General features: G+C 66.7%; 18 protein-coding genes. 9 read left to right on the top strand and 9 right to left on the bottom strand.

Annotated elements, in window-relative coordinates; genetic code table 11:
- Positions 1-155: 155 nt before the first annotated feature.
- A complete protein-coding gene (locus AB1281_RS02490) occupies positions 156-1247 on the bottom strand; it encodes an OmpA family protein (protein WP_014036117.1) in 1092 nt (363 codons plus the stop codon).
- A 357-nt stretch (positions 1248-1604) separates the two neighbouring features.
- Between AB1281_RS02490 and AB1281_RS02485 the strand changes: the two genes are divergently transcribed.
- The 5 genes from AB1281_RS02485 to AB1281_RS02465 all read left to right on the top strand — a co-directional run bounded on the left by AB1281_RS02485 (position 1605) and on the right by AB1281_RS02465 (position 7258).
- A complete protein-coding gene (locus AB1281_RS02485) occupies positions 1605-2642 on the top strand; it encodes a zinc-binding alcohol dehydrogenase family protein (protein ID WP_430344974.1) in 1038 nt (345 codons plus the stop codon).
- 128 nt (positions 2643-2770) lie between these two features.
- Positions 2771-3400 carry a YczE/YyaS/YitT family protein gene (locus tag AB1281_RS02480; RefSeq protein WP_075675267.1) on the top strand — a complete coding sequence of 210 codons (630 nt, stop codon included), beginning with the start codon at positions 2771-2773 and terminating at the stop codon, positions 3398-3400.
- A gap of 375 nt (positions 3401-3775) precedes the next feature.
- The gene (locus AB1281_RS02475) at positions 3776-5806 is read left to right on the top strand and encodes an FAD-dependent oxidoreductase (protein WP_430344973.1); all 2031 of its coding nucleotides are present in this window, start codon (positions 3776-3778) and stop codon (positions 5804-5806) included.
- 297 nt (positions 5807-6103) lie between these two features.
- A complete protein-coding gene (locus tag AB1281_RS02470) occupies positions 6104-6562 on the top strand; it encodes a cell wall hydrolase (protein WP_004154513.1) in 459 nt (152 codons plus the stop codon).
- Positions 6563-6646: 84 nt separating this feature from the next.
- Positions 6647-7258, top strand: a complete 612-nt coding sequence (locus AB1281_RS02465) for a glutathione S-transferase N-terminal domain-containing protein (RefSeq protein ID WP_014036113.1) — start codon at positions 6647-6649, stop codon at positions 7256-7258.
- A 123-nt stretch (positions 7259-7381) separates the two neighbouring features.
- On the opposite strand, the gene AB1281_RS02460 is transcribed toward AB1281_RS02465, so the two are convergent.
- The 6 genes from AB1281_RS02460 to AB1281_RS02435 all read right to left on the bottom strand — a co-directional run bounded on the left by AB1281_RS02460 (position 7382) and on the right by AB1281_RS02435 (position 14118).
- A complete protein-coding gene (locus AB1281_RS02460; protein WP_430344972.1) occupies positions 7382-8437 on the bottom strand; it encodes a suppressor of fused domain protein in 1056 nt (351 codons plus the stop codon).
- 46 nt (positions 8438-8483) lie between these two features.
- Complete coding sequence (locus AB1281_RS02455; RefSeq protein ID WP_075675270.1) at positions 8484-8987, bottom strand: hypothetical protein; 504 nt, start codon at positions 8985-8987, stop codon at positions 8484-8486.
- A gap of 215 nt (positions 8988-9202) precedes the next feature.
- Positions 9203-11083, bottom strand: a complete 1881-nt coding sequence (gene prpE, locus AB1281_RS02450; protein WP_430344971.1) for a propionate--CoA ligase — start codon at positions 11081-11083, stop codon at positions 9203-9205.
- Positions 11084-11784: 701 nt separating this feature from the next.
- Positions 11785-12399 (bottom strand): RluA family pseudouridine synthase, encoded by a 615-nt coding sequence (locus AB1281_RS02445; protein ID WP_430344970.1) that lies wholly within the window; start codon positions 12397-12399, stop codon positions 11785-11787.
- Positions 12400-12522: 123 nt separating this feature from the next.
- A complete protein-coding gene (locus AB1281_RS02440) occupies positions 12523-13509 on the bottom strand; it encodes a malate dehydrogenase (RefSeq protein ID WP_004153634.1) in 987 nt (328 codons plus the stop codon).
- A 117-nt stretch (positions 13510-13626) separates the two neighbouring features.
- Positions 13627-14118, bottom strand: coding sequence for a peptidylprolyl isomerase (locus AB1281_RS02435; RefSeq protein WP_004153629.1), 492 nt, complete (start codon positions 14116-14118; stop codon positions 13627-13629).
- Positions 14119-14390: 272 nt separating this feature from the next.
- Here AB1281_RS02435 and typA point away from each other — a divergent pair, with 272 nt between their 5' ends.
- From typA to AB1281_RS02420, 3 genes are read left to right on the top strand one after another with little or no spacing between them, the layout of a single operon-like run.
- Positions 14391-16238, top strand: a complete 1848-nt coding sequence (gene typA, locus AB1281_RS02430) for a translational GTPase TypA (RefSeq protein WP_042358544.1) — start codon at positions 14391-14393, stop codon at positions 16236-16238.
- 11 nt (positions 16239-16249) lie between these two features.
- Positions 16250-16717, top strand: coding sequence for a DUF2127 domain-containing protein (locus AB1281_RS02425; RefSeq protein WP_005415426.1), 468 nt, complete (start codon positions 16250-16252; stop codon positions 16715-16717).
- Positions 16718-16758: 41 nt separating this feature from the next.
- Positions 16759-18381, top strand: a complete 1623-nt coding sequence (locus AB1281_RS02420; protein WP_430344969.1) for an amidase — start codon at positions 16759-16761, stop codon at positions 18379-18381.
- Between the two features lie 56 nt (positions 18382-18437).
- On the opposite strand, the gene AB1281_RS02415 is transcribed toward AB1281_RS02420, so the two are convergent.
- Together AB1281_RS02415 and AB1281_RS02410 are read right to left on the bottom strand one after the other, a co-directional pair.
- The gene (locus tag AB1281_RS02415) at positions 18438-19625 is read right to left on the bottom strand and encodes a mechanosensitive ion channel family protein (protein WP_430344968.1); all 1188 of its coding nucleotides are present in this window, start codon (positions 19623-19625) and stop codon (positions 18438-18440) included.
- Positions 19626-20154: 529 nt separating this feature from the next.
- Entirely contained in the window at positions 20155-21546 is a 1392-nt protein-coding gene (locus tag AB1281_RS02410; RefSeq protein ID WP_430344967.1) for a class II 3-deoxy-7-phosphoheptulonate synthase, read from the bottom strand.
- Positions 21547-21763: 217 nt separating this feature from the next.
- On the opposite strand from AB1281_RS02410, the gene AB1281_RS02405 reads away from it, so the two are divergent.
- Positions 21764-23884: a TonB-dependent receptor gene (locus tag AB1281_RS02405; RefSeq protein WP_430344966.1), complete on the top strand. Its 2121-nt coding sequence runs from the start codon at positions 21764-21766 to the stop codon at positions 23882-23884.
- Positions 23885-23893: the final 9 nt, after the last annotated feature.

Raw genomic sequence — 23893 nt, 5'->3', positions numbered from 1 at the left:
CCACTTTCAATGAATACGGCAACTCATTGGTTTTACGGGCAAAATCCTGACGAACGGTTGCCCTTGCGCATGAAACGCCGGCTTCCGGGCCGCAGAAACAACAAGACCCGGCCGAAGCCGGGTCCTGCTGTGTCCTACTGGCGGAGCGTCAGAACTTAGTTCTGGACGTTCAGCTCGGTACGACGGTTCTTGGCGCGACCTTCCGGGTTGTCCGAACCATCCGGGTTGGTGTTCGGAGCAATCGGACGGCTCTCGCCGTAGCCGATCGGGCCGACCAGACGACCGGCGTCAACGCCGTTCTTGGTCAGGTAGTTGTACACGGCGGTAGCGCGACGCTCCGACAGCTTCTGGTTGTAAGCGTCGGTACCCTTCGAGTCGGTGTGACCGGCAACTTCAACGCGCAGATCCGGGTAACGCTTCAGGATCTCGGTGGCTTCGCTCAGGATCGCCACGGCGTCCGGACGCAGGTTCGACTTGTCGAAGTCGAAGTTGACGCCCTTCAGGTCGATGGAGACCGGAACCGGGCAACCGTCCGGACCGATGGTCTGACCCGGCTGCGAGTTCGGGCACTTGTCGTCGCAGTTGTTGACGCCGTCACCGTCGTCGTCCAGGTCGGCGCAGCTCGGGGCAACCGGAGCCGGAGCCGGAGCAGCCGCGACCGGAGCCGGGCCCAGCGGGATCACGACGCCGACCGAAGCCAGCACGTCGCCGAACCAGCTTTCGTCCTTGGCGGCGATGCTCTGGTCGTCGAAGTCAGCGCGGTAGGCCACTTCGGCGCGGACAGCAACACGCTTCTCGAAGGTGGTCTGCAGGCCGACGCCCAGCTTGGCGGCAACGTTGCCGTCCTTACGCTTGCGCGGACCGTTGTTGTCCAGGGCAGCGTACTGCTCTTCCGACTTCTGGTAGCCCAGGCCACCGACGATGTACGGGTTCCAGCCGCGGCCTTCCTTGATGAAGTGGCGACGCAGGTCCAGCGAGACGCCGTACTGCGACCAGTTCAGGTCCTGGTTGCTGTCGAAGTTCGGGTTCTGGTAGTTCAGCTCACCGTCCAGCGACCAGTTCGGGCTGATGAACTTACCCAGGCCCAGGGTCACGAACGGAGCGTCATTGGTCAGACGGTCGCTGTCCTGGAAGTTGAAGCCGGCCGAACCGGTCAGGTACCAGCGGTCATCGAACTCCTGCGCCGAAGCTGCCTGGGCAAAAGCCAGGCCGCCCAGCAGCGCGGCAGTAAGGATCTTCTTGTTCATTGAGTACAGCTCCTATTTCGGGGGTATGAAACCGGTAGAGGCATGGGCCAGCACTAGTGCGTCGATGTACGACAGCCGATTCAGCACGCCACCGCCGCGAACATTATGCTCAGGCGGGTGAAGGCCATGTTAACAGTCCCGTAACATGTGAAGTGTTGCGCCCGACCGTCCACCGGTCCGACGTTGAAACCCTATACAGGATGATGAAAATCCGCAAGACCCACACGCTGCAAGGGTTTGACGGGGTTTAAGCGGCAAAAACGACATATTGCGCAACACACTGCATCACGCGGTTCAGCAGGTTTGCGGAAACGTGAGGAACCTTATGATGGGATCACGAACCCAGCCGGAGCCGTGATGAAAGCCGTCGCCCTGAGTCGTGAATACGCACCTGCCCTGCAATACGCACCTGCCCTGCGTGATGTCCTGCTGCCGCCTCCGCTGCCGCCACGCGGCCGCGACCTGCTGGTCCGGATCGAAGCGGTATCGGTCAACCCCGTCGACGGCAAGCAGCGGGCCGCCACCGATCCGGCCACCCTCGAGGTTCCCCGGGTGCTGGGCTGGGATGCCGCCGGTGTGGTCGAAGCCATCGGTGACGAGGCCAGCCTGTTCGCCTCCGGTGACGAGGTCTACTTCGCCGGCGACGTTACCCGGCCGGGCTGCAACGCCCAGTACCAGTGGGTGGACGAGCGCCTGGTCGCCCGCAAGCCGACCACGCTCGATTTCGCGGAAGCCGCCGCGCTGCCCCTGACCACGCTGACCGCCTGGGAGCTGCTGTTCCAGCGCATGCCGCTGCACCTGGATGATCGCCGCCATGGCGGCCAGCACCTGCTGGTGATTGGCGGCGCGGGCGGCGTGGGCTCGATGGCGATCCAGCTGGCCCGCCATGCCGGCTTCGAGGTGATCGCCACCGCCTCGCGCGAGGCCTCGATCGACTGGTGCCGGCAGATGGGGGCCACGCATGTGATCGACCATCGGCAGCCGCTGCAGCCCCAGCTGCAGGCGCTGGGCATCGATACGGTGCAGGTGGCGCTCAATCTGGCCGACACCGATCACTACTGGGACGAGCTGGGCCAGCTGCTGGCACCGCAGGGCCATGTCGGCCTGATCGTGGAGCCGCGTGGCGCACTGCGCATCGGCGATCCGTACAAGGCCAAATGCATCGGCATCCACTGGGAATTCATGTTCGCGCGCTCGCGCTTCGCCACTGCCGACCGCATCGAGCAGCACCGCATCCTCAGCCGCGCCGCCAGCATGATCGATGCCGGCCAGCTGCGTGGCACGCTCAGTGAAACGCTGGGCACGATCAATGCGGCCAACCTGGACATCGCGCATGAACGCCTGGCCAGCGGGCGCACGGTGGGGAAGCTGGCGCTGGTGGGCTGGGACGGCTGACGCTTCATGTAGCGCCCCACGTGCAGGATCGGCGCTGCCTGTACCGGCGGATTGACCGGCATCTGTATCTATGGATGAAGCTAAAACGGGGATACGGTGGAAACAGATTCCCTCCCCCTGTGCCCGCCATGCCTACCGCCCTGCCCCTGCGCCTGCTGCAACTGATCACCGGCCTGTTCCTGTATGGCTTCGGTGCCTCGCTGATGATCCGTGCCGCCATCGGTGTGGCGCCCTGGGACGTGTTGTCGCAGGGCATCGCCGCACAGACGCCGCTGTCCTTCGGCCTGGCGACCAATGTCATCGGTGCGCTGGTGCTGTTGCTGTGGTGGCCACTGCGCCAGAAGCCGGGCGTCGGCACCGTGCTCAACGTGATGCTGATCGGTCCCTCCGCACAGTTCGGGCTGTGGCTGCTGCCGCCGGCCGTCGGCGTGGGCTGGCAGCTGGCGATGTTCTGTGCCGGCATGCTGCTGGTCGCGCTGGCCACCGGCCTGTACATCGGCGCCCGCCTCGGCCCGGGACCGCGCGATGGCCTGATGACCGGCCTGCATGCCCGCACCGGCTGGCCGATCTGGAAGGTGCGCAGCCTGATCGAAGGCAGCGTATTGCTGCTGGGCTGGTGGCTGGGCGGGAATGTCGGCCTCGGCACCCTCGCCTTTGCCCTGCTGATCGGCCCGCTGTGCGGGGTCACGCTGGGCTGGTTCGGCATCGGCCGCACCCCGGTAGTGCCGGCCGCTGGCCGGCAGCCGCAGTCGCCCTGAGCTGGCCGCCATGCCGGCCAGCGGCCGGCACTACCGCCCCCGGAGTTCGGGGGCAGCGCCGCAGGCGCGGGGGCGTGGAGGCTGGTAAGTGGGGCCCGCGGTTCGCGCAGCGAAATGCGGGAGCGACAGCACGCATGTGCCGAGCGTACCCGGCCAGCAGCCAGCACTACCCCCGGAGTTCGGGGGCAGCGCCGCAGGCGCGGGGGCGTGGAGGCCGGTAAGTGGGCCCCGCGGTTCGCGCAGCGAAATGCGGGAGCGACAGCGCGCATGTGCCGAGCGTACCCGGCCAGCGGCCGGCACTACCCACCAGGCGGCCCTTGCCCCGGCCGCCGTTTCGCGGCACGCTTCGCGCTTCCGTACGCAAGCGTATCGACCATGTCGCCAGCCAACGAAAGCGCCTATCCCCATCTGTTCGCCCCGCTGGACCTGGGCTTCACCCAGCTGCGCAACCGCGTATTGATGGGCTCGATGCACACCGGCCTGGAAGATCGCGCCCGCGACTTCCCGCGGCTGGCGGCCTACTTCGCCGAGCGCGCCGAGGGCGGCGTCGGCCTGATCGTCACCGGCGGCTTCGCGCCGAACGTGGTCGGCTGGCTGAAGCCGTTCGGCGGCAAGCTGTCCTGGCCGTGGGAAGTGCGGCCGCACCGCCAGCTCACCGCCGCCGCGCACCAGCACGGCGCGAAGATCTGCCTGCAGCTGCTGCACGCTGGCCGTTACGCCTACCACCCGCTGTCGGTGGCGCCGTCGAAGCTGAAGGCACCGATCAACCCGTTCACCCCGCGCGCGCTGTCGGCCAGCGGCGTCGAGCGGCATATCGCCGACTACGCACGCAGCGCGAAGCTGGCCCGCGAGGCCGGCTACGACGGCGTCGAAGTGATGGGTTCGGAGGGCTACCTCATCAACGAATTCATCGCCCCGCGCACCAACAAGCGCACCGACCGTTGGGGCGGTGACGCCAGCCAGCGCATGCGCTTCGCGGTCGAGATCGTGCGCCGCATCCGCGAGGCCTGCGGCCCGGACTTCATCATCATCTATCGCCTGTCGCTGGTGGATCTGGTCGACGACGGCAGCAACTGGGAAGAGATCGTGCAGCAGGCGCAGGCAATCGAGGCGGCCGGTGCGACGATCATCAATTCCGGTATCGGCTGGCATGAAGCGCGCATCCCGACCATCGCCACCTCGGTGCCGCGTGCTGCCTTCGCCGGGGTCACCGCCAAGCTCAAGCCGCATGTGAAGGTGCCGCTGGTGGCAACCAACCGCATCAACATGCCCGAGGTGGCCGAACGCATCCTCGCCGATGGCGGCGCCGACATGGTGTCGCTGGCGCGCCCGCTGCTGGCCGACCCGCAATGGCCGAACAAGGCCCGTGCCGGCCGCGCCGAGGCGATCAACACCTGCATCGCCTGCAACCAGGCCTGCCTGGACCACGTGTTCGAGAACAAGCTGGCCAGCTGCCTGGTCAACCCGCGCGCCGCGCATGAGACCGAGCTGGTCTATCGCCCCACCGCCACGCCGAGGAAGGTTGCCGTGGTCGGTGCCGGCCCCGCCGGCCTGGCCTGTGCCACTGTCGCTGCCCAGCGTGGTCACCAGGTCACCCTGTTCGATGCCAACGAGGAGATCGGCGGCCAGTTCAACGTAGCCAAGCGCATCCCCGGCAAGGAAGAGTTCCACGAGACCCTGCGCTACTTCCGCCACACGCTGGCCGAAACCGGCGTGCAGCTGCGCCTCGGCACCCGCGCCGACGCCGCCACCCTGGCCGGCTTCGACGAGGTGGTGCTGGCCACCGGCATCACTCCGCGCAAGGTCGACTTCCCCGGTGCCGACCACGCCAAGGTGGTCAGCTACCTGGACGTGCTGCTGGGCCGGGTCGAAGTGGGTAGCAATGCGGCGATCATCGGCGCCGGTGGCATCGGCTTCGATGTCGGCGAGTTCCTCAGCCATGCCGGTGAGTCACCCTCCCTCGACCCGCAGCGCTGGATGGCCGAATGGGGCGTGGACAGCACCTTCGAGGCCCGCGGCTCACTGGCCAGGCCCGAGGTTGAAACCTCGCCGCGCCGGCTGTGGCTGCTGCAGCGCAGCCCGGGCAAGCCCGGCGCGCGCCTGGGCAAGACTACTGGCTGGATCCATCGCGCCACACTGAAGGCCAAGGGCGTGCGCATGCTCGGCGGCGTCGAGTACCTCGGCGTGGATGACGAAGGCCTGCGCATCCGCGTGGACGGCAGCGAACAGCTGCTGCCGGTCGACCATGTGGTGATCTGCGCCGGGCAGGAACCGAACCGCATGCTGCAGGCCGAATTGCAGGCGGCCGGCATCAACGCGCAGCTGATCGGCGGTGCCGATGTGGCCGCAGAACTCGATGCAAAACGCGCCATCGACCAGGGCAGCCGGGTCGCTGCCGCGCTCTGATGAGCGCCTGAATGGGGGACGGAATGTGATTTCCGTCACCCCCGTTGAACCTGAATGTCAAGCCGAGCGGTTCACGATGCGTTCGGCTATGCCCCCCTACCTTGCGCCATCTTTCCGCTCACCAGCCAGTTTCCGGTGAGCCGGCGCAGCCCCCACGGTCGGTACTGATCGTTTCTTTTGGGGCTGCCCACGGGGCGGCCCCGATGGCCGCCTCCCCATGACGCCAAGTCGTCCCCCGCCTCCTGTCGCCCCGCGGCCGGAACCGGAGGGTGCGGCCCATACGGAGCAAGGAGTTATATGAAACTGGCCTGGATTCTCTGGCTGTCGCAGTTGTTGCCGCAGCCGGCCGCTGATTCACTGTGTCTGAGCACCACCGTTTACCTGGAAGCCCGCGACCAGACCCTGCGCGGCCAGCAGGCCGTCGCCGAAGTCGCACTGCGCCGTCTCGACAGTGGCCTGTGGGGCGACTCGATGTGCCAGGTGGTCACCGCACGCAAGCAGTTCGCACCGACCATCGTCTCCCCCGGCACCCAGCTGGGCAACGACGCGGCGTGGAGCGAGGCGATGAACGTGGCCTTCGACGCCGAGCGCAACTGGGCGCTGCCGGCCGGCGAGCGCCGCGAGATCGTGCCCGGTGCCAGCCATTTCGCTGCGCTGTCCATCGCCAGCCCGAACTGGCGCAATGCCTACCAGGTGGCCACCATCGGCGATCACACCTTCTATAAGGTGCAGAACCTCAAGCCGCGGCAGTCGTAACGATCCGTGCTGGCGGCAGCGTTGCCGCCCGCCGCCAGGCTCTGGGATAGTGGGTGCTTCCCGCCCGCATCACCTGGAGTTCCCATGAAGCTGTACAGCAAGCCCGGTGCCTGTTCCACCGCCGACCACATCGCCCTGCAGTGGACCGGCCAGCCGTTCGAGGTTGAACTGCTGAACAAGGACACCCTGAAGGGTCCGGAATTCCTCAAGATCAATCCGGCCGGCGCCGTTCCCGCACTGGTCGACGGCGACTTCGTGCTGCTGCAGAACGCCGCGATCATGGGCTACATCGCCGACAGCTTCCCGCAGGCCGGCCTCGGCGGCGACGGCAGCCCGCGCCAGCGCGCCGAAGCCACCCGCTGGCTGGCCTTCGTCAATTCGGACGTGCATCCGGCCTTCTCGCCGCTGTTCGCGCCGGGCAAGTTCATCGCCGACGAAAGCCAGTTCGATGCGATCCGCGCCGCCGCGCACAAGCGCCTGCGTGGCCTGTTCGAGACCGCTGACAAGCAGCTGGCCGACAAGCCCTGGCTGGCCGGTTTCCGCAGCTTCGCCGACCCGTACTTCTACATCACCCTGCGCTGGGCCGCCGGCACCAGGGTCGACCTGTCCGGCCTGGACAACCTGGCCGCCTACAAGGCGCGCATGGACGCCGATGCCGGCGTGCAGGCCGCGCTGAAGGCCGAAGGCCTGGCCTGAGCCTGACCCGGGGTCGGAGCCGTTCGCGTGACGAACGGATCCGATCCCGACACGGCTGCCAGGGCGGGGTCGGATCCGTCTGCACAGCAGGCGGCTCTTACCCCACCGGTGCCATCGCCACACTCAGCCGATCTGGCGGATCACTTCGCCCTTGGCATCGCGCAGGTAGGTCGGCACCACGTCGATGCGCAGCGCCCCGGCCACCGGGTAGATCCCGCGCTCGGCACGCACGCCTGCCAGGGCCTGCAGGCCTGTCTCGTCCAGTACCCAACGCGCCCTGTCGGCCGATACCTCGCCGGCCTCACCGTGCCCGGCCGGAATGAATTCCCACTGCCGCTCGCGGCTGACCAGTTCCAGCGATTTGCCGTGGCGCAGGCGCAGCGGCAGCAGTTCGCACACGCTGGCGACCTGGCCGGCGCCGAGCACCAGCGTGGTGACGCCCGCCTCCTGGCGCCAGTCCAGGGTCTCGATGAACAGCATGCCGGTGCTGGAGCCCTCGCGCTCGCTGCCGGCCTGCACCTGTGCGGCCAGTGCCGGATCGTCCAGCAGGTTGCCGCGATGCAGATCGCTGATCCACAGCGGCATCGCCGGCAGGAGCGCCTGCAGCACGCCGCGCGTCGACCAGCGCTTGACCGCCTCCATCTCCCCATCGGTCAAGCCGACCAGCTGCAGGAACTGCAGGTGGCCGTTGGCCGTGTCCCGCGCCGGCAGCTGCGGGTCGGCAATGAAGGCCAGATGGCACAGCCGCGTGCCGGTCTCCAGCGCGATCGGGCCGTTGGCGTTGAGGTGATGGCCATCCTCGAACACGTTGCCACTGCCGAACACGTAGCGCGCGAGGTTCTGCAGCAGGTTCATCGGCCACACGGGTGGCGCGCTGCCGGCGTTCTCACCGGCGTCGGCAGCGAGGCGGAAGGTCAGCTCGAAACCATAACCGCTGGCATCTGCATCACTGCTCTCCTTGGCGTACAGCTCGGAGAAGCCGTAGGTGATGTAGTGCCAGTGCGGGACCGGCGTATCCGCCCAGTACACGCTGATGCCATCCAGCGGATCCTGGCCCCCCAGCGTATAGGGAAGCGCGGTGCCGAAGTGGCGCGGCTCCTGGCCGGCATACAGCGGCGCCAGCGCCGCATTGATCGCGTCCCAGCCTGGGGTGTCGGTGTCGTCGTGGTCGTCCTGCACGCGGGACTCCTTGTGGGGAAGTGAACCGATCACTTTACGCGGTGGCTCAGGCCTGCACGACCTCACTGCCAGCGTTCACTACGGCCGCCTGGGTTTCCTGCCACCAGCGCTGCGCCAATGCCGGGCTGCGCGCCTTGCCCACCGCCGCCAGCAGTTCCGGGCACAGGCGCTCCAGCGCCAGCGCATCGGTGCAGCGTTCGATCTTCAACTGCATGAAGTAGCCCTTCAGGCCCAGGTGGCGGCGCACCGCCTCGCTCATCGCGTCGTACAACTGCTGGTACAGCGCCGGATCCTGTTCGCGGCCGGTGCTGATGCCGCGCGCCGGTGCGGTTTCGGCACTTCCGCCGATCACTTCAATCAGGCCCTGCGCTGACAATTGCTCCAGTGCGTCCGGTGGTGCGCGCAGGCCTTCGAACAGGCCACGCAGTTCAGTGTCGTCGCGATGGCCATCGACCATCAGCAGGATTGAACGCAGTGCCGCCGGCAGGCGCCGGCTACGGTCTTCGATTTCCTGACGGCCAGCAGCCGTCTTGGCGTGCAGCAATGCCATTGCCTCCCCCTCCCTTGATGCGCAATGCCAGCGCACCCTCACGGGCACGCCCCCCTGGGTGCCATCCCCGGGCGGCACGCGCGTTCCCCGGCGCGCGCCGCGTGTTGCAGGTCGATGACAGGCCGAGCTTAGCGCAAGTGTGCAGGGTAGTGCCGGTCGCTGGCCGGCAACCTGGGGATTGATGGGGGTGCCGGCCAGCGGCCGGCACTACCAGGTCAACGGCCCAGCGCCCGGCGGATCTCCTCCAGCGCGCTGGGGTCGTCCAGCGTCGACAGGTCACCTGGGTCGCGCTGCTCGGCCAGCGCCTGCAACGAGCGCCGCAGCAGCTTGCCGGATCGGGTCTTGGGCAGCGCATTGACCACGTGCACGTGCGCCGGGCGCGCGACCGCACCGAGCGAGGTGGTCACCGTGGCCATCATCTCGGCCACCACCGGTGCCGGATCCTCGCCATCCAGCCCCTGCTTGAGGGTGACGAATACCAGCGGCACCTGTCCCTTCAGTTCATCCTTGACCCCGATCACCGCCGCCTCGGCCACGCGCGGATGGCTGGAGATGGCCTCCTCGATCTCGCGCGTGCCCAGCCGATGCCCGGCCACGTTGATCACATCGTCGGTGCGGCCGAGGATGAAGGTGTAGCCATCGTCGTCGCGGATCGCCCAGTCCAGCGAGCTGTACAGCAGTTCCTTGAAGTGGCTGAAGTAGCTCTGCAGGAATCGGTTGTCGTCGTTCCACACCGTGCTCATGCAGCCCGGCGGCAGCGGTGGCGACACCACCAGTACGCCCTTCTGCCCCGGCGCTACTTCCTCGCCGGTGTTCTCGTCGATCACCTTCATCCGGTAACCAAGGTTGGGGAAGCCCGGTGAACCGAAACGCACCGGCTTCATCTCCAGGCCCGGCAGCAGGGTCAGCGCCGGCCAACCGGTTTCGGTCTGCCAGTAGTTGTCGATGATCGGCTTGCCGAGCGCTTCGCTGATCCAGTGCGCGGTAGGTTCGTCCAGCGGCTCGCCGGCCAGGAACAGGTACTTCAGCGCGCGCAGGTCATGGCGATGGATGAAGTCCGCGTCGTGCTTCTTCAGCACGCGGATGGCGGTGGGCGACGAGAACATCGTGCGCACGTTGTACTGCTCGCACAACGCCCACCAGATGCCCGGGTCCGGGTTGGTCGGCAGCCCTTCGTACAGCAGCGAGGTGCAGCCGCCGATCAGCGGGCCGTACACATTGTAGGAATGGCCTACCGCCCAGCCGACATCGGACGTGGAGAACATCACCTGTCCCGGCCTGCAGTCGAACACGGTCTCCATCGACTGTGCCATCGCCACGGCGTAGCCGCCGACATCGCGCTGCACGCCCTTCGGCTTGCCGGTGGTGCCGGAGGTATACAACAGGTAGCTCGGCTCGCTCGCTTCCAGCCACTGCACCGGCACGTCGACTTCACCGATCTGCGCACGCAGCTCGGCGTACTCCACATCGCGGCCTGTCACACGTGGTTCGGCGGCATCCAGTCCGCGCGACACGATCAGCACGTGCGGCGGTGGCGAGGTGGCTTCTGCGCAGGCGGCGTCGACCATCGGCTTGTAAGGAATCAACTTGCCACCGCGCATGCCGGCATCGGCCGCGATCAGCAGCCTGGGCTTGGCATCGTCGATGCGCAGCGCCAGGTTGTGCGCGGCAAAGCCACCGAACACGACTGAATGCACGGCGCCGATGCGCGCACAGGCCAGCATCGCGAATACCGCCTCGGCCATGTTCGGCATGTAGATCACCACCCGGTCGCCGTGGCCGACACCCAGGTGCTTGAGCACGGCGGCGAAGTCATTCACCTCGCGATACAGCTGGCGGTAGGTGATCTCGCGGGTGCTGTTGGTCTCGGTGGAAATGGCAACCAGCGCGAGCTGGTCGGCGCGTTCGGCCAGATGGCGGTCGACGGCGTTGTAGCAGAGATTGGTTTCGCCGCCGACGAACCAGCGCCGGAACGGCGGATTGCTGTAGTCGAGCACCTGCTGCGGCGGTTTGTGCCAATGGATGCGCTTGGCTTCCTCGCCCCAGAAGGCCTCCGGCTCGTCGATCGAGCGACGGTAGGTTTCCTCGTAGTTCATGACGCAGCCCTCCCAGACAAAGTCATGGGTTCGAGGATAGTCCGGCGCTGCCGCGCGGGCCGCCCTACCTTGGTAGGGGGTGGGTTTTGTTCTGCAGGGCTTGCAGCCCTGCACCTGCGGAATCAACGTCAACGTCAACGTCAACATCAACGTCAAAAGCTGGGCTACTGGGGGATGGCGGGGTGGGTCCGGTTGCGGGAGACGCCGTAAACCCGTCCTTGGGGGCTTGGCCGCGGCATCCATGCCGCGGACACTCCCGCAACCGGACCCACCCCGCCTTCGACAGTTTTCCGCCATCTGTCGGAACGACGTATTGCCTTGGCGGGTGTCGACCTTGGTCGACTGCTCTGGTAGGTGTCGACCTTGGTCGACACGGTAGATCCACGCCATGCGTGGATGATTCATTCGATATCTGACAGAAAAATCGTGTCGACCAAGGTCGACACCTACCAACAGCGGCGCAGAACGACGGCCGCAGTTACCAACAGCCGCGGAAATCTGTCAGAGGTGGGGCGGTGTGGGTGGGCAGGACCGTTGGCGCCATGGATGGCGCCATCGAGCCCCCATGGACGGGTTTACGGCGTGTCCTGCCCACCCACACCGCCCCGCCCAACCCGCAGAATGCACGCTGTTGCTATTGCTGTTGCCGGCCAGCGGCTGGCACTACCGCAGGTGCAGGGCTGCAAGCCCTGCCGCCCCACCTAGAACGGCGTCGCGGACTCGAACGCGAGTGCTTCGCCTGTCACCGGATGGGTGAACCGCAGGCTGCGCGCATGCAGATGCACGCGCTGCGCAGGCGCGGCGTCATACAGCACATCGCCAACGATGGGATGGCCGAGACTGGCCATGTGCAGGCGCAGCTGATGGCTGCGGCCAGTAACCGGCTCCAGCGCCACGCGGGTGCGCTGCGCTTCAACATCACGCGCCATTACGCGCCAGCGCGTCAGCGCCGGCTTGCCGCGTTCATGGTCGATCATCTGCTTCGGCCGGTTCGGCCAGTCCACGATCAGTGGCAGGTCCACTTCGCCGGCATCGCCTTCAAGCAGCCCCTCCACGATCGCTTCGTAACGCTTGCCAACCTGGCGCTGCTCGAACTGCATCGACAACGCCACCTGCATGTCCTTGCCGCGCGCATGCAGCAGCAGGCCGGAGGTCACCTGATCCAGGCGGTGTACGGTCAGTGCATCCGGGTACAGCGCCTGCAGGCGCACGACCACGCAGTCCTGGTTCTCGGCGCTGCGGCCAGGCACGGACAGCAGGCCGGCCGGCTTCTCGGCCACCAGCAGCGCGTCGTCGATGTAATGCAGGTGGATCATGCGGCTCCGTATCCGTCCAAACAGAAACGGGGAAGCCGAAGCTTCCCCGCTTTCTGCGTACCGGCCAACGGCCGGTACCTACCTCGATGGAAGACGTACCGGCCAGGGCCGGTACCGCCTGCATCAGCCCAGCAGGTGGGCGACGCCGGCGCGCTCTTCTTCCAGCTCGGCCAGGGTCTTGTCGATGTACTTCTGGCTGAAGTCGTCGATCGGCAGATCCTTGACCAGGGTGTACTTGCCGTTCTCGGTGGTCACCGCGAAACCGAAGATCACGCCTTCCGGAATGCCGTAGGAACCGTCGGACGGCACGCCCATGGTGACCCACTTGCCGTTGCTGCCCAGCACCCAGTCACGCACGTGGTCGATCGCTGCGTTGGCGGCCGAAGCAGCCGAGGACGAGCCGCGGGCTTCGATGATCGCCGCGCCGCGCTTGCCGACGGTCGGGATGAAGGTGTTGGCGTTCCACTCCTGATCGTTGATCGCATCGGCGATCGACGCACCATCGGCGGTGGCGAAACGGTAGTCCGGGTACATGGTCGGGCTGTGGTTGCCCCACACGACCAGCTTCTCCATGCCACCGACCGGCTTGCCGAGCTTGGTCGACAGCTGGCTCAGCGCGCGGTTGTGGTCCAGGCGCAGCATGGCGGTGAAGTTTTCCGGCTTCAGGTCCGGGGCCGACTTCATGGCGATGTAGGCGTTGGTGTTGGCCGGGTTGCCGACCACCAGCACCTTCACGTCACGGCTGGCGACCTTGTTCAGCGCCGCGCCCTGGGCGGTGAAGATCTTGGCGTTTTCCAGCAGCAGGTCCTTGCGCTCCATGCCCGGGCCACGCGGACGTGCGCCAACCAGCAGGGCGATGTCGGCGTCCTTGAACGCGACTTCGGCGTCATCGGTGCCGACCATGCCGGCCAGCAGCGGGAAGGCGCAGTCTTCCAGCTCCATCATCACGCCCTTCAGGGCGGCCTGGGCCTTGTCGACCGGCAGTTCCAGCAGCTGCAGGATGACCGGCTGGTCCTTGCCCAGCATTTCGCCGGAGGCGATGCGGAACAGCAGGGCATAACCGATCTGGCCGGCGGCGCCGGTCACGGCAACACGAACGGGTGCTTTCATGGGGGTTTCCTCTTGCTTGCAAGCGTTTGATGGGACGCCGCGGGCATGGCCACGCAGGCCGGGCGGGCGGCGGGGAACAGGGAAACGGCCACCCGTGGGTGGCCGTTTCGAAGGGGATCAGGCGGCGAGGTGCTTGTTCCACTCCGCGACGCGCTCGGCCTGGGCGGCCAGCACGGCGTCGACGTCGCCTTCCAGGGTGATCGAATGGATCACGTCGCCCTGCTTGACCGAATCGACGATGGCCTGGCCTTCCAGGACCTTGCCGAAGACGGTGTGGCGGCCGTCCAGCCAATCGGTCTTGATGTGGGTGATGAAGAACTGGCTGCCGTTGGTGTTCGGGCCGGCGTTGGCCATCGACAGCGAGCCGACCTCGTGCTTCACGCCATTCTTCTCGTCTTCGAACTTGTACCCCGGGCCGCCGGTGCCACGACCCTGCGGGCAGCCGCCCTGGATCATGAAGTCGGCGATCACGCGGTGGAAGATCAGGCCGTCATAGAAGCCGTGCTTGACCAGGTTCACGAAGTTGGCCACGGTCAGCGGCGCCTTGTCGGCGAACAGCTCGACCTTGATCGGGCCCTGGGTGGTGTCGAAAGTGGCGATGAGGGACATGAAGATCCTTGATGCAAAGGGGAATGCGTCTAGCCACCTAGTTTACACCTGCCTCGTGGCAGCGGCGGCTTCGACCATCGGCGCAGAGCCCGGCTTCAGCCGCCGGAAGGGAGCCCCGCCGACCGGCGCTGGCGACCTCGGCCGGCGCGGCGGACAGCCAGCTGAATGGGCCCCGTGTCCGGCGTGAAATCGACCTTTTCGCGAATCGTCAAGTTCGACGTATAATGTTGGACTTCTTTTTCCAAATCCGGCGCCGACTGGCCCCCTTTCGTATGTCCATCGAAAATCTTCGCAACATCGCCATCGTCGCCCACGTCGACCATGGCAAGACCACCCTGGTCGACCAGCTGCTGAAGCAGTCCGGCACCCTGTCCGAGCGCACCGTCCTCGCCGAGCGCGTGATGGACAGCAACGACCAGGAAAAGGAACGCGGCATCACCATCCTGGCCAAGAACACCGCCATCACCTGGGAAGACAAGAAGACCGGTATCAAGAACCGGATCAACATCGTCGACACCCCCGGCCACGCCGACTTCGGCGGTGAGGTCGAGCGCGTGCTGTCGATGGTCGACACCGTGCTGATCCTGGTCGATGCGATGGACGGCCCGATGCCGCAGACCCGCTTCGTGACCCAGAAGGCCTTCGCGATGGGCTTCAAGCCGATCGTCGTGGTCAACAAGGTCGACCGCCCGGGTTCGCGCCCGGAGTGGGTGATCGACCAGGTCTTCGACCTGTTCGACAAGCTCGGCGCCACCAATGAGCAGCTGGACTTCCCGATCGTCTACGCCTCGGCCCTGAACGGCTACGCCGGCCTGGAAGACACCGTGCGCGACGGCGACATGACCCCGCTGTACGAAGCGATCATGCAGCACGCCCCGCGTCCGGAAGTGGACCCGGAAGGCCCGTTCCAGATGCGCATCAGCCAGCTGGACTACAACAACTTCGTGGGCGTGATCGGCATCGGCCGCATCCAGCGCGGCACCCTGAAGAAGAACATGCAGGTCGCCGTCATCGACCGTGAAGGCAAGAAGCGCAACGGCAAGGTCGCCCAGGTGCTGGGCTTCCTGGGCCTGGAGCGCATCGAGCAGGACACGGCCGAGGCCGGTGACATCGTGGCCATCTCCGGCATTCCGGAGCTGACCATCTCCGACACCCTGTGCCACCCGGAAAATCCGGAAGCCCTGCCGGCACTGACCGTCGACGAGCCGACCATCTCGATGACCTTCCAGGTCAACAACTCGCCGTTCGCCGGCAACAAGGACCTGTCCGGTGGCAAGTTCCTGACCAGCCGCCAGATCAAGGACCGCCTGGACCGCGAACAGGTCCACAACGTGGCCCTGAAGGTCGAACAGCTGGAAGACGCCGACAAGTTCCTGGTCTCCGGCCGTGGCGAACTGCACCTGTCGGTGCTGATCGAGAACATGCGTCGCGAGGGTTACGAGCTGGCCGTGTCGCGCCCGGAAGTGATCATCAAGGAAATCGACGGCCAGATGATGGAGCCGATCGAGCAGCTGGTGGTGGACATCGAAGAAGTCCACCAGGGCGGCGTGATGGAAAAGCTGGGCACCCGCAAGGGCCAGCTGAAGAACATGGAACCGGACGGCAAGGGCCGTGTGCGCCTGGAGTACCAGATCCCGGCCCGTGGCCTGATCGGTTTCCAGAACGAGTTCAAGACCCTGACCCAGGGCTCGGGCCTGCTGTTCCACGTGTTCGACCATTACGGCCCGAAGGAACAGGGCGCCATCGCCAAGCGCATCAACGGCGTGATGATCGCGAACGCCCCGGGCACCACCCCGGCTTACTCGCTGGGCCCGCTGCAGGAGCGCGGCAAGCTCTTCGCTGCTGAAGGCGACAACGTGTATGAAGGTCAGCTGGTCGGCATCCACTCCAAGGACAACGACCTGACCGTCAACGCGATCAAGACCAAGCCGCTGACCAACATGCGCGCTTCGGGCAAGGACGATGCGATCCAGCTGACCCCGGCGATCAAGTACTCGCTGGAACAGGCCCTGGACTTCATCGAAGACGACGAGCTGGTCGAGATCACCCCCAAGGAGATCCGTCTGCGCAAGAAGTTCCTGACCGAAAGCGACCGCAAGAAGGCTTCGCGCGGCGGCTGAGCCAGCACCTCGTGAACCAGAGCGGCTACAACCCGGATCCGCACCGGCATCCGGGTCTCCACGTCATCGCCCTGCTCGAAGCGAGCAAGGCGATGCTGGCGCTGTTGGCCGCCACCGGGCTGGAAGTGCTCGGACCGCAACCGCTGCGGCACGGCATCATGGTCCTGATCCGGCGTTTCAGCCTGGATCCGGACCATGGCACCCTGCCCTCGCTGCTGCACATGATCAGCCCCGACGCGGTGCACCTGGCCGCGGCGGGGATGATCGGCTACGGCCTGCTGCACCTGGTCGAAGCCTGGGGCCTGTGGCGGGCCAAGGCCTGGGCCTCCTGGCTGGGCTGCCTGACCGCCTCGCTGTACCTGCCCTTCGACATCTTCGCGATCATCCGCCACCCCGGCTGGCCGTCGTGGACGATCCTGGCGATCAACCTGATCGTGGTCTACGTCCTCGCCCGCGACCTGCGCAAGCGCCACCGCTGAGCACCGGCTACACTGGGGATTGGAGCCGACCAAGCCGCCCCATGCGCCCGTCCTTGCCGCCTCTGCTGACCTGCCTGCTTGCCGCGCTGCCTGCGCTGCTTTCGGCTGGCTGCAGCCCGGCCACGTCCAGCGCGCATGCGGCCGAACCCGCGAGCCGCAACGTGCCGTTCCCGTACGCCGAAACCGATGTCGCCGACCTGCAGGCGCGGATGACCGCCGGCGAGCTGGACAGCACCACCCTGACCCAGGCCTACCTGCAGCGCATCGCCACTCTGGACCGCACCGGGCCGCGCCTGCGCGCGGTGATCGAGCTCAACCCGGATGCACTGAAGGAAGCCGCTGCGCGCGACCGCGAGCGCCGTGATGGACGCCTGCGCGGCCCGCTGCACGGCATTCCGGTACTGCTGAAGGACAACATCAACGCCGCCCCGATGGCCACCAGCGCCGGCTCGCTGGCCCTGCAGGGGTTCCGCCCGGACGACGCCTACCTGGTGCGCCGGCTGCGCGACGCCGGTGCGGTGGTGCTGGGCAAGACCAATCTCAGCGAGTGGGCCAATTTCCGCGGCAACGATTCGGTGTCCGGCTGGAGCGCACGAGGTGGCCAGACCCGCAACCCCTATCGCCTCAGCCACTCGCCCTGCGGCTCCAGCAGCGGCAGCGCAGTGGCGGTCGCCGCCAACCTGGCCAGCGTAGCGATCGGCACCGAAACCGACGGCAGCATCGTCTGCCCCGCGGCGATCAATGGCATCGTCGGCCTCAAGCCGACCGTCGGCCTGGTCAGCCGCGAAGGCATCATCCCGATTTCCTTCAGCCAGGACACCGCGGGGCCGATGACACGCAGCGTCGCCGACGCTGCAGCCGTACTGACTGCGATCGCCGGCCGCGACGATGCCGACCCGGCCACGGCCACCATGCCCGGCCGCGCGGTGTACGACTACACCGCGCGCCTGGACCCGCAGGGCCTGCGTGGCAAGCGCATCGGCCTGCTGCAGACACCGCTGCTGAAGTACCGCGGCATGCCGCCGCTGATCGAACAGGCGGCCACCGAGCTGCGTCGGGCCGGTGCCATCGTGGTGCCAGTGGAGCTGCCCAACCAGGGCGCGTGGGCCGAGGCCGAACGCACGGTGCTGCTGTACGAATTCAAGGCCGGGCTGGAGCGCTACTTCAGCACCCATCGCGCGCCACTGCGCAGCCTGGCCGACCTGATCGCCTTCAATCAGGCGCACAGCAAGCAGGAACTGGGCCTGTTCGGCCAGGAGCTACTGGTGGAGGCCGACGCTACCGCAGGACTGGCCGACCCCGCCTATATCCGCGCACGCAGCGATGCACGCCGGCTGGCCGGCCCGGAAGGCATCGATGCTGCCCTCGCCGCCCACCAGCTCGATGCCCTGGTGGCGCCGACCACCGGTGCGGCATGGCCGATCCGCAGCGAAGGCGACGACTTCCCCGGCGAGAGCTACGGCGCCGCCGCCGTCGCCGGCTATCCCAGCCTCAGCGTGCCGATGGGCCAGATCGATGGCCTGCCGGTCGGCCTGCTGTTCATGGGCACCGCATGGAGCGAACCGAAGCTGATCGAAATGGCCTACGCCTATGAACAGCGCACCCGCGCGCGGCGCCCACCGCACTTCGACACCGACACCCTGATCGACGCCGGCGAGCCGTGATCCGGTAGTGCCGGCCGCTGGCCGGCAGATCCGGGGTCGCCGGCCAGCGGCCGGCGCTACCGTTCGGGTTCCGGCTCCACCGGCACGATTGCCGCCTCACCATCTTCCGCCCCCGGCGAACGCACATCTGCAGTGCGTGCACGTGGACCGCGCGGCATGTCCAGTTCGTCTGCATGCTGCAGCCGCGCACGCACCTGCGGCAGCGACTGCGGATGCTCGCGCGCCAGGAAATCAAGCATGCGTTCGCGTACCAGGCAGCGCAGATCGAAGGCATCGCCGGAGCTGCGCGCACTGACCAGCAGGCGCACCTGGATCGCACGCTCGCTGGTCTCGGTCACCTGGGTCACGCAGACCCGGCCATCCCACAGCGCTTCGCCACGGCAGATGCGCTCCAGCTCAGCGCGGATCGCCGCGATCGGGGCACGATAGTCCAGCCACAGGAACGCCGTGCCGAGCAGGTCCGCGCTGCGCCGCGTCCAGTTCTGGAAGGGGTTCTCGATGAACCAGGTCAGCGGCACCACCATCCGCCGCTCGTCCCAGATGCGCACCACCACATAGCTGCTGCCGATCTCCTCGATACGCCCCCACTCACCTTCGACGATCACCACGTCATCCAGCCGGATCGGCTGCGTCACCGCGATCTGCAAACCAGCGATCAGGTTGCCGAACACCGGCTTGGCCGCGATACCCGCCACCAGGCCGATCAGGCCTGCCGATGCCAGCAGCGCGGTACCGATCTTCTGCACCATCGGGAAGGTCAACAGCACCAGCGATGCGCCCAGCACGATGATGGCGCCCATCAGCACGCGGCTGAGCACCCGCGTCTGGGTCTGGATGCGGCGTGCCTCCAGGTTGTCGGAGACATCGATGGGATGGCTGCGCAGGATTGCCCGCTCACCCGCCGCCACCGCCCGCACCAGCAGCCAGATGAAACAGGCGGTCAGCGCGATGTGCAGCACGTGCTGCAGATTGCCCAGCAGCGGATCCTGCAGCGGTGTGGCCTGCAATGCAGGGATCAACAGCAGCAGCGGCCATGCGGTGGCCATCGGCAGCCCGAGCACACGGCCGATGCGCGCGCGCCGGCGATCACGCCCTTTCAGCCGATGGTAGATCCACAGGATCAGCCACGCGCCGATGCCGCCCACCACCACGGCCAATCCCAACGGCCATGCGTATGCCTGTGCGCTTTGCCAGTGCACCGTTGCCACCTCCACTTGAACAGCCAAGCGGACAGCCTCGCGCATGGCGCATGAGCGTCACGTCAGTCGTTCGTAAGGAGGGTGTTGCTCGGCAGGGCTTGCAGCCCTGCACCTGCTGCGTGCTGGAGCAACAGCAACAGCCGAAGCAGAAGCGGGTTTCCTGCGGGATGGCGGGGTGGGTCCGGTTGCGGGGGGCGCTGCAAGTACGTCCATGTAAGCTCGGTCGCCGCATCCATGCGGCTCACGCCCCCGCAACCGGACCCACCCCGCCTCCAACAGTTTCCCGCGATCTGCTGGAACAGATCTGACCCCATTTGTGTGTATCGATATCTGACAGATGTGCCGACCAACGGTCGGCACCCACCGACAGATCGCAGCAATCTGTCAGAGGTGGGGCGGTGTCGGAGTGCGGGGTGTCAGCCGCATGGATGCGGCTGCCAAGCCTACATGGACGTACTTGCGGCGTCCCCGCACTCCGACACCGCCACGCCAACCCACGGAATGCCCGCTGTTGACGTTGACGTTGACGTTGACTGCAGCAGGTGCAGGGCTGCAAGCCCTGCCGAAAAACCCCTTACCGCACCTGTTCCTGCTTGCGCACGATCGCCATCGCGATCTCCAGCGACTGCTCGTAGTTCAACCGCGGGTCCACGGTCGAACGATATGCACGCTCGAGGTCGCGCTCGGTCAGTTCGCGCGCGCCGCCGGTGCATTCGGTCACGTCTTCGCCGGTCAGTTCCAGGTGCACACCGCCCAGTCGCGTGCCTGCGGCCGCATGCAGATCGAACGACAGCTCCACTTCGCCACGCACGTTGTCGAAGCGGCGCGTCTTGAAGCCATTGGCGGTGCTTTCGGTATTGCCATGCATCGCGTCGCACACCCACAGCACGCGGCGGCCATCGCGCTTGACCGCGTCCAGCAGCGGCGGCAGCTTCTCGGCAATCTGCGCTGCACCCATGCGATGGATGAAGCTCAGTCGACCCGGCTCGTCATGCGGGTTCAGCACATCGATCAGGCGCAGCAGCTGGTCCGGCGTCACCGACGGGCCCACCTTGATCGCAATCGGGTTGCGCACGCCACGCAGGTATTCCACGTGCGCGCCATCGAGCGCGGCCGTACGCATGCCGATCCACGGGTAATGCGTGCTCAGGTTCAACCAGCCCTGCTGGCGCGGCACCTGCCGGGTCAGCGCCTGCTCGTAGGGCAACAGCAGCGCTTCATGCGAGGTGTAGAAGTCGATGCGGTTGAGGTTGTGCACGCGGGCCCCGGCCAGGGTTTCCATGAAGTGCACCGCATCACCGATCGACGCCACCATCTTCTGGTACTCGGCGGCCAGCGGCGAATGCCGCACCCACTCCAGGTTCCAGTACTCCGGATGGTGCAGGTCGGCGAAGCCGCCATCGATCAGCGCACGCACGAAGTTCATGGTCATCGCCGAATGTGCATGCGCCTGCAGCATCCGCTTCGGGTCCGGCAGGCGCGCCGCCTCGGTGAACGCCGGCGCATTGATCACATCGCCGCGGTAGCTGGGCAGGGTCACGCCGTCGCGGGTCTCGGTATCGGCCGAACGCGGCTTGGCGTACTGGCCGGCAAAGCGCCCAACGCGGATCACTGGCTGGCGCAGGCCGTGCACCAGCACCAGGCTCATCTGCAGCAGCACCTTCAACCGGTTGGAAATGGTGCCCGATTCGCAGTCGCTGAAGTTCTCGGCGCAATCGCCACCCTGCAGCAGGAAGCGCTTGCCTTCCTGGGCCTCGGCCAGCTGCTGCTTCAGTGCCAGGATTTCCCACGACGTGACCAGCGGCGGCAGCCGCTTCAGCTCGTGCAGGGCAGCGTCCAGCACCACCGGGTCCGGGTAGGTCGGCATCTGCAGCGCGGTCTTGCCACGCCAGCTCTCCGGCGACCAGGCAGCGCCAGCGGCGGTCGCGGCAGGATCGGGGACAGGCGAAACGGCGGACAGGCTCATTGCAAGCTTCCGGAGGTGGGGGACGATCATGGTCGCAGAGCCGACCGCTGTCGCAAAGGGCCGGGCGTCGTCTGCACATGGCTGAACGCCGGGAAAAGCGCGTCGCGATCGGCCACAAACCGCATGGCCACGCCCGCCCGGACAGGCGCATGATTCGCCCCGCACTGTTACGAAGTAACACTCCATCCCTACCGGCCCCTTCCACAGCCCATCCGCCATGAAGCCTTCCCTGCTCGCTACCGGCATCACCTTCGCCCTGACCCTGGCCAGCCTGCCCTCCCTCGCCGCGGCTGCCGATGCCACCCCGGTGAAGGACCTCGACACGGTCACCGTCAGCGCCCAGCTCGACCAGGCCCGCAACGCGCTGTCGCCGGACATCGGCAGCAGCCAGTACCAGATCACCGCCGAGGACATCCAGAAGCAGCCGCTGGGTGCCTCTGCGCCGCTCAGCCAGGTACTGCTGCAGGCACCCGGCGTCGTCCAGGATTCCTATGGCGGCGTGCACGTGCGCGGCGACCACGCAAATCTGCAGTACCGCATCAACGGCGTGTTGCTGCCCGAATCGATCTCCGGCTTCGGCCAGACCCTGGACGCCCGCACCATCAAGAGCATCCGCCTGATGGATGGCGCACTGCCGGCGCAGTTCGGTGAGCGCACCGCGGCGGTGGTCGACATCACCACCCGCAGTGGTGCCGAGCTCGGCAATGGCGGCAGCGCCGGGCTGACCACAGGCTCGTTTGGCAAGATCAATCCGAATGCCTCGTGGTGGGGCAACCAGGGACGCTGGAGCTGGTTCCTGACCGGCAACTACGACCAGAACGAGGTCGGCCTGGAGAATCCGACCAGTTCGCGCAAGCCGCTGCACGACGACACCCACCAGGGCAAGGCCTTCGCCGACCTGACCTATCTGATCAACGAGAACACCCGCCTGAGCGTGTTCGCCGGCTTCGCCAACAACCGCTTCCAGATCCCGGTCAACCCCGGGCAGACCCCGCAGTTCGGTTACCTGGACACCACCACCTTCGACTCCAGCCAGCTGGATGAAACCCAGCGCGAGACCACCCGCTTCGGCATGCTGGTGCTGCAGGGCACGCTGGGCAGCACCGCCTACCAGGTGTCCGCCGGGCAGCGCTACAGCGATGTAGCGTTCAACCCGGATGTCATCGGCGATCTGGTGTTCAGTGGCGTCGCCTCGCAGGTCCAGCGCAGCAACCGCGCCAACACCCTGCAGGCCGACTTCTCCACCCCTCTGGGCAACGACCACACATTGCGCTACGGCCTGTACGGCAACTACGAGAACGCGCGGGCCAGCAACAGCAGCTGGGTGTTCCCGGTCGATGACGCCGGCCAGCAGTCCAGCACCACGCCACTGCTGATTCCCGACCGCAGCGCCTTCCATGCCAGCACGCTGGCGTTGTACGTGCAGGATGAATGGAAGATCGGCGACGACTGGACCGTGAACTACGGCCTGCGTGGTGATCGCTACAAGGCCTTCGGCCACACCGAGGGCCAGCTCAGCCCGCGCGTGGGCGTGGTCTGGAATGCGAGCGACAGCACCACCGTTCACGCCGGCTATTCGCGTTACTTCACGCCACCGGCCAGTGAGCTGATCGCCAGCAGCGATATCGCCCTGTATGACGGCACCACCAACCAGCAGCCCAGTGGCGGCAACAACACCCCACTGGCCGAACGCAGCGACTACTACGACATCGGCGTCTCGCAGCAACTGGGTGACCACCTGACCCTGGGCCTGGACGCGTACGACCGCCGCGTTACGCGCCTGCAGGACGAAGGCCAGTTCGGCGCCGCCTACATCTACTCGACGTTCAACTACCGCCGCGGCCATATCCGTGGCCTGGAGTTCAGTGCCGACTACAGCAACGGTCCGTTCAGCGCCTACTTCAACGCGGCGTACAACAAGGCCATCGGCACCCAGGTCATCACCAGCCAGTACAACCTCGATCCGGACGCGCTGGCCTATGTGGCCGACCACTGGATCCACCTGGACCACGACCAGAAGCTGACGTCGTCGGGGGGCGTCAGCTACGCCTTCGCCGGGCACAACCGGATCGGTGCCAACTACGTGTTCGGCAGCGGCCTGCGTTCGGACATCGAGGGCGTGCCCAACGGTGGTGAGCTGCCGTCCTACCTGCAGGTGAACCTCAGCGCCGGGCACGATTTCAATGCCGACAGTGGCCATCCGCTGCACGTGCAGCTGGCGGTGATCAATGCATTGGATCGCAGCTACCAGCTGCGAGATGGCGGCGGTGTCGGCGTGTTCGCCCCGCAATGGGGACCGCGTCGCGGTGCCTACCTGAGCCTGCAGCAGGACTTCTGAGGAGACAGG

The organism is Stenotrophomonas sp. NRRL B-14846, assembly GCF_050473585.1.
Classification (GTDB): Bacteria; Pseudomonadota; Gammaproteobacteria; order Xanthomonadales; family Xanthomonadaceae; genus Stenotrophomonas.
The sequence above is the reverse complement of the archived record's forward strand: the minus strand, read 5'-3'. Positions and strand labels throughout refer to the sequence as shown.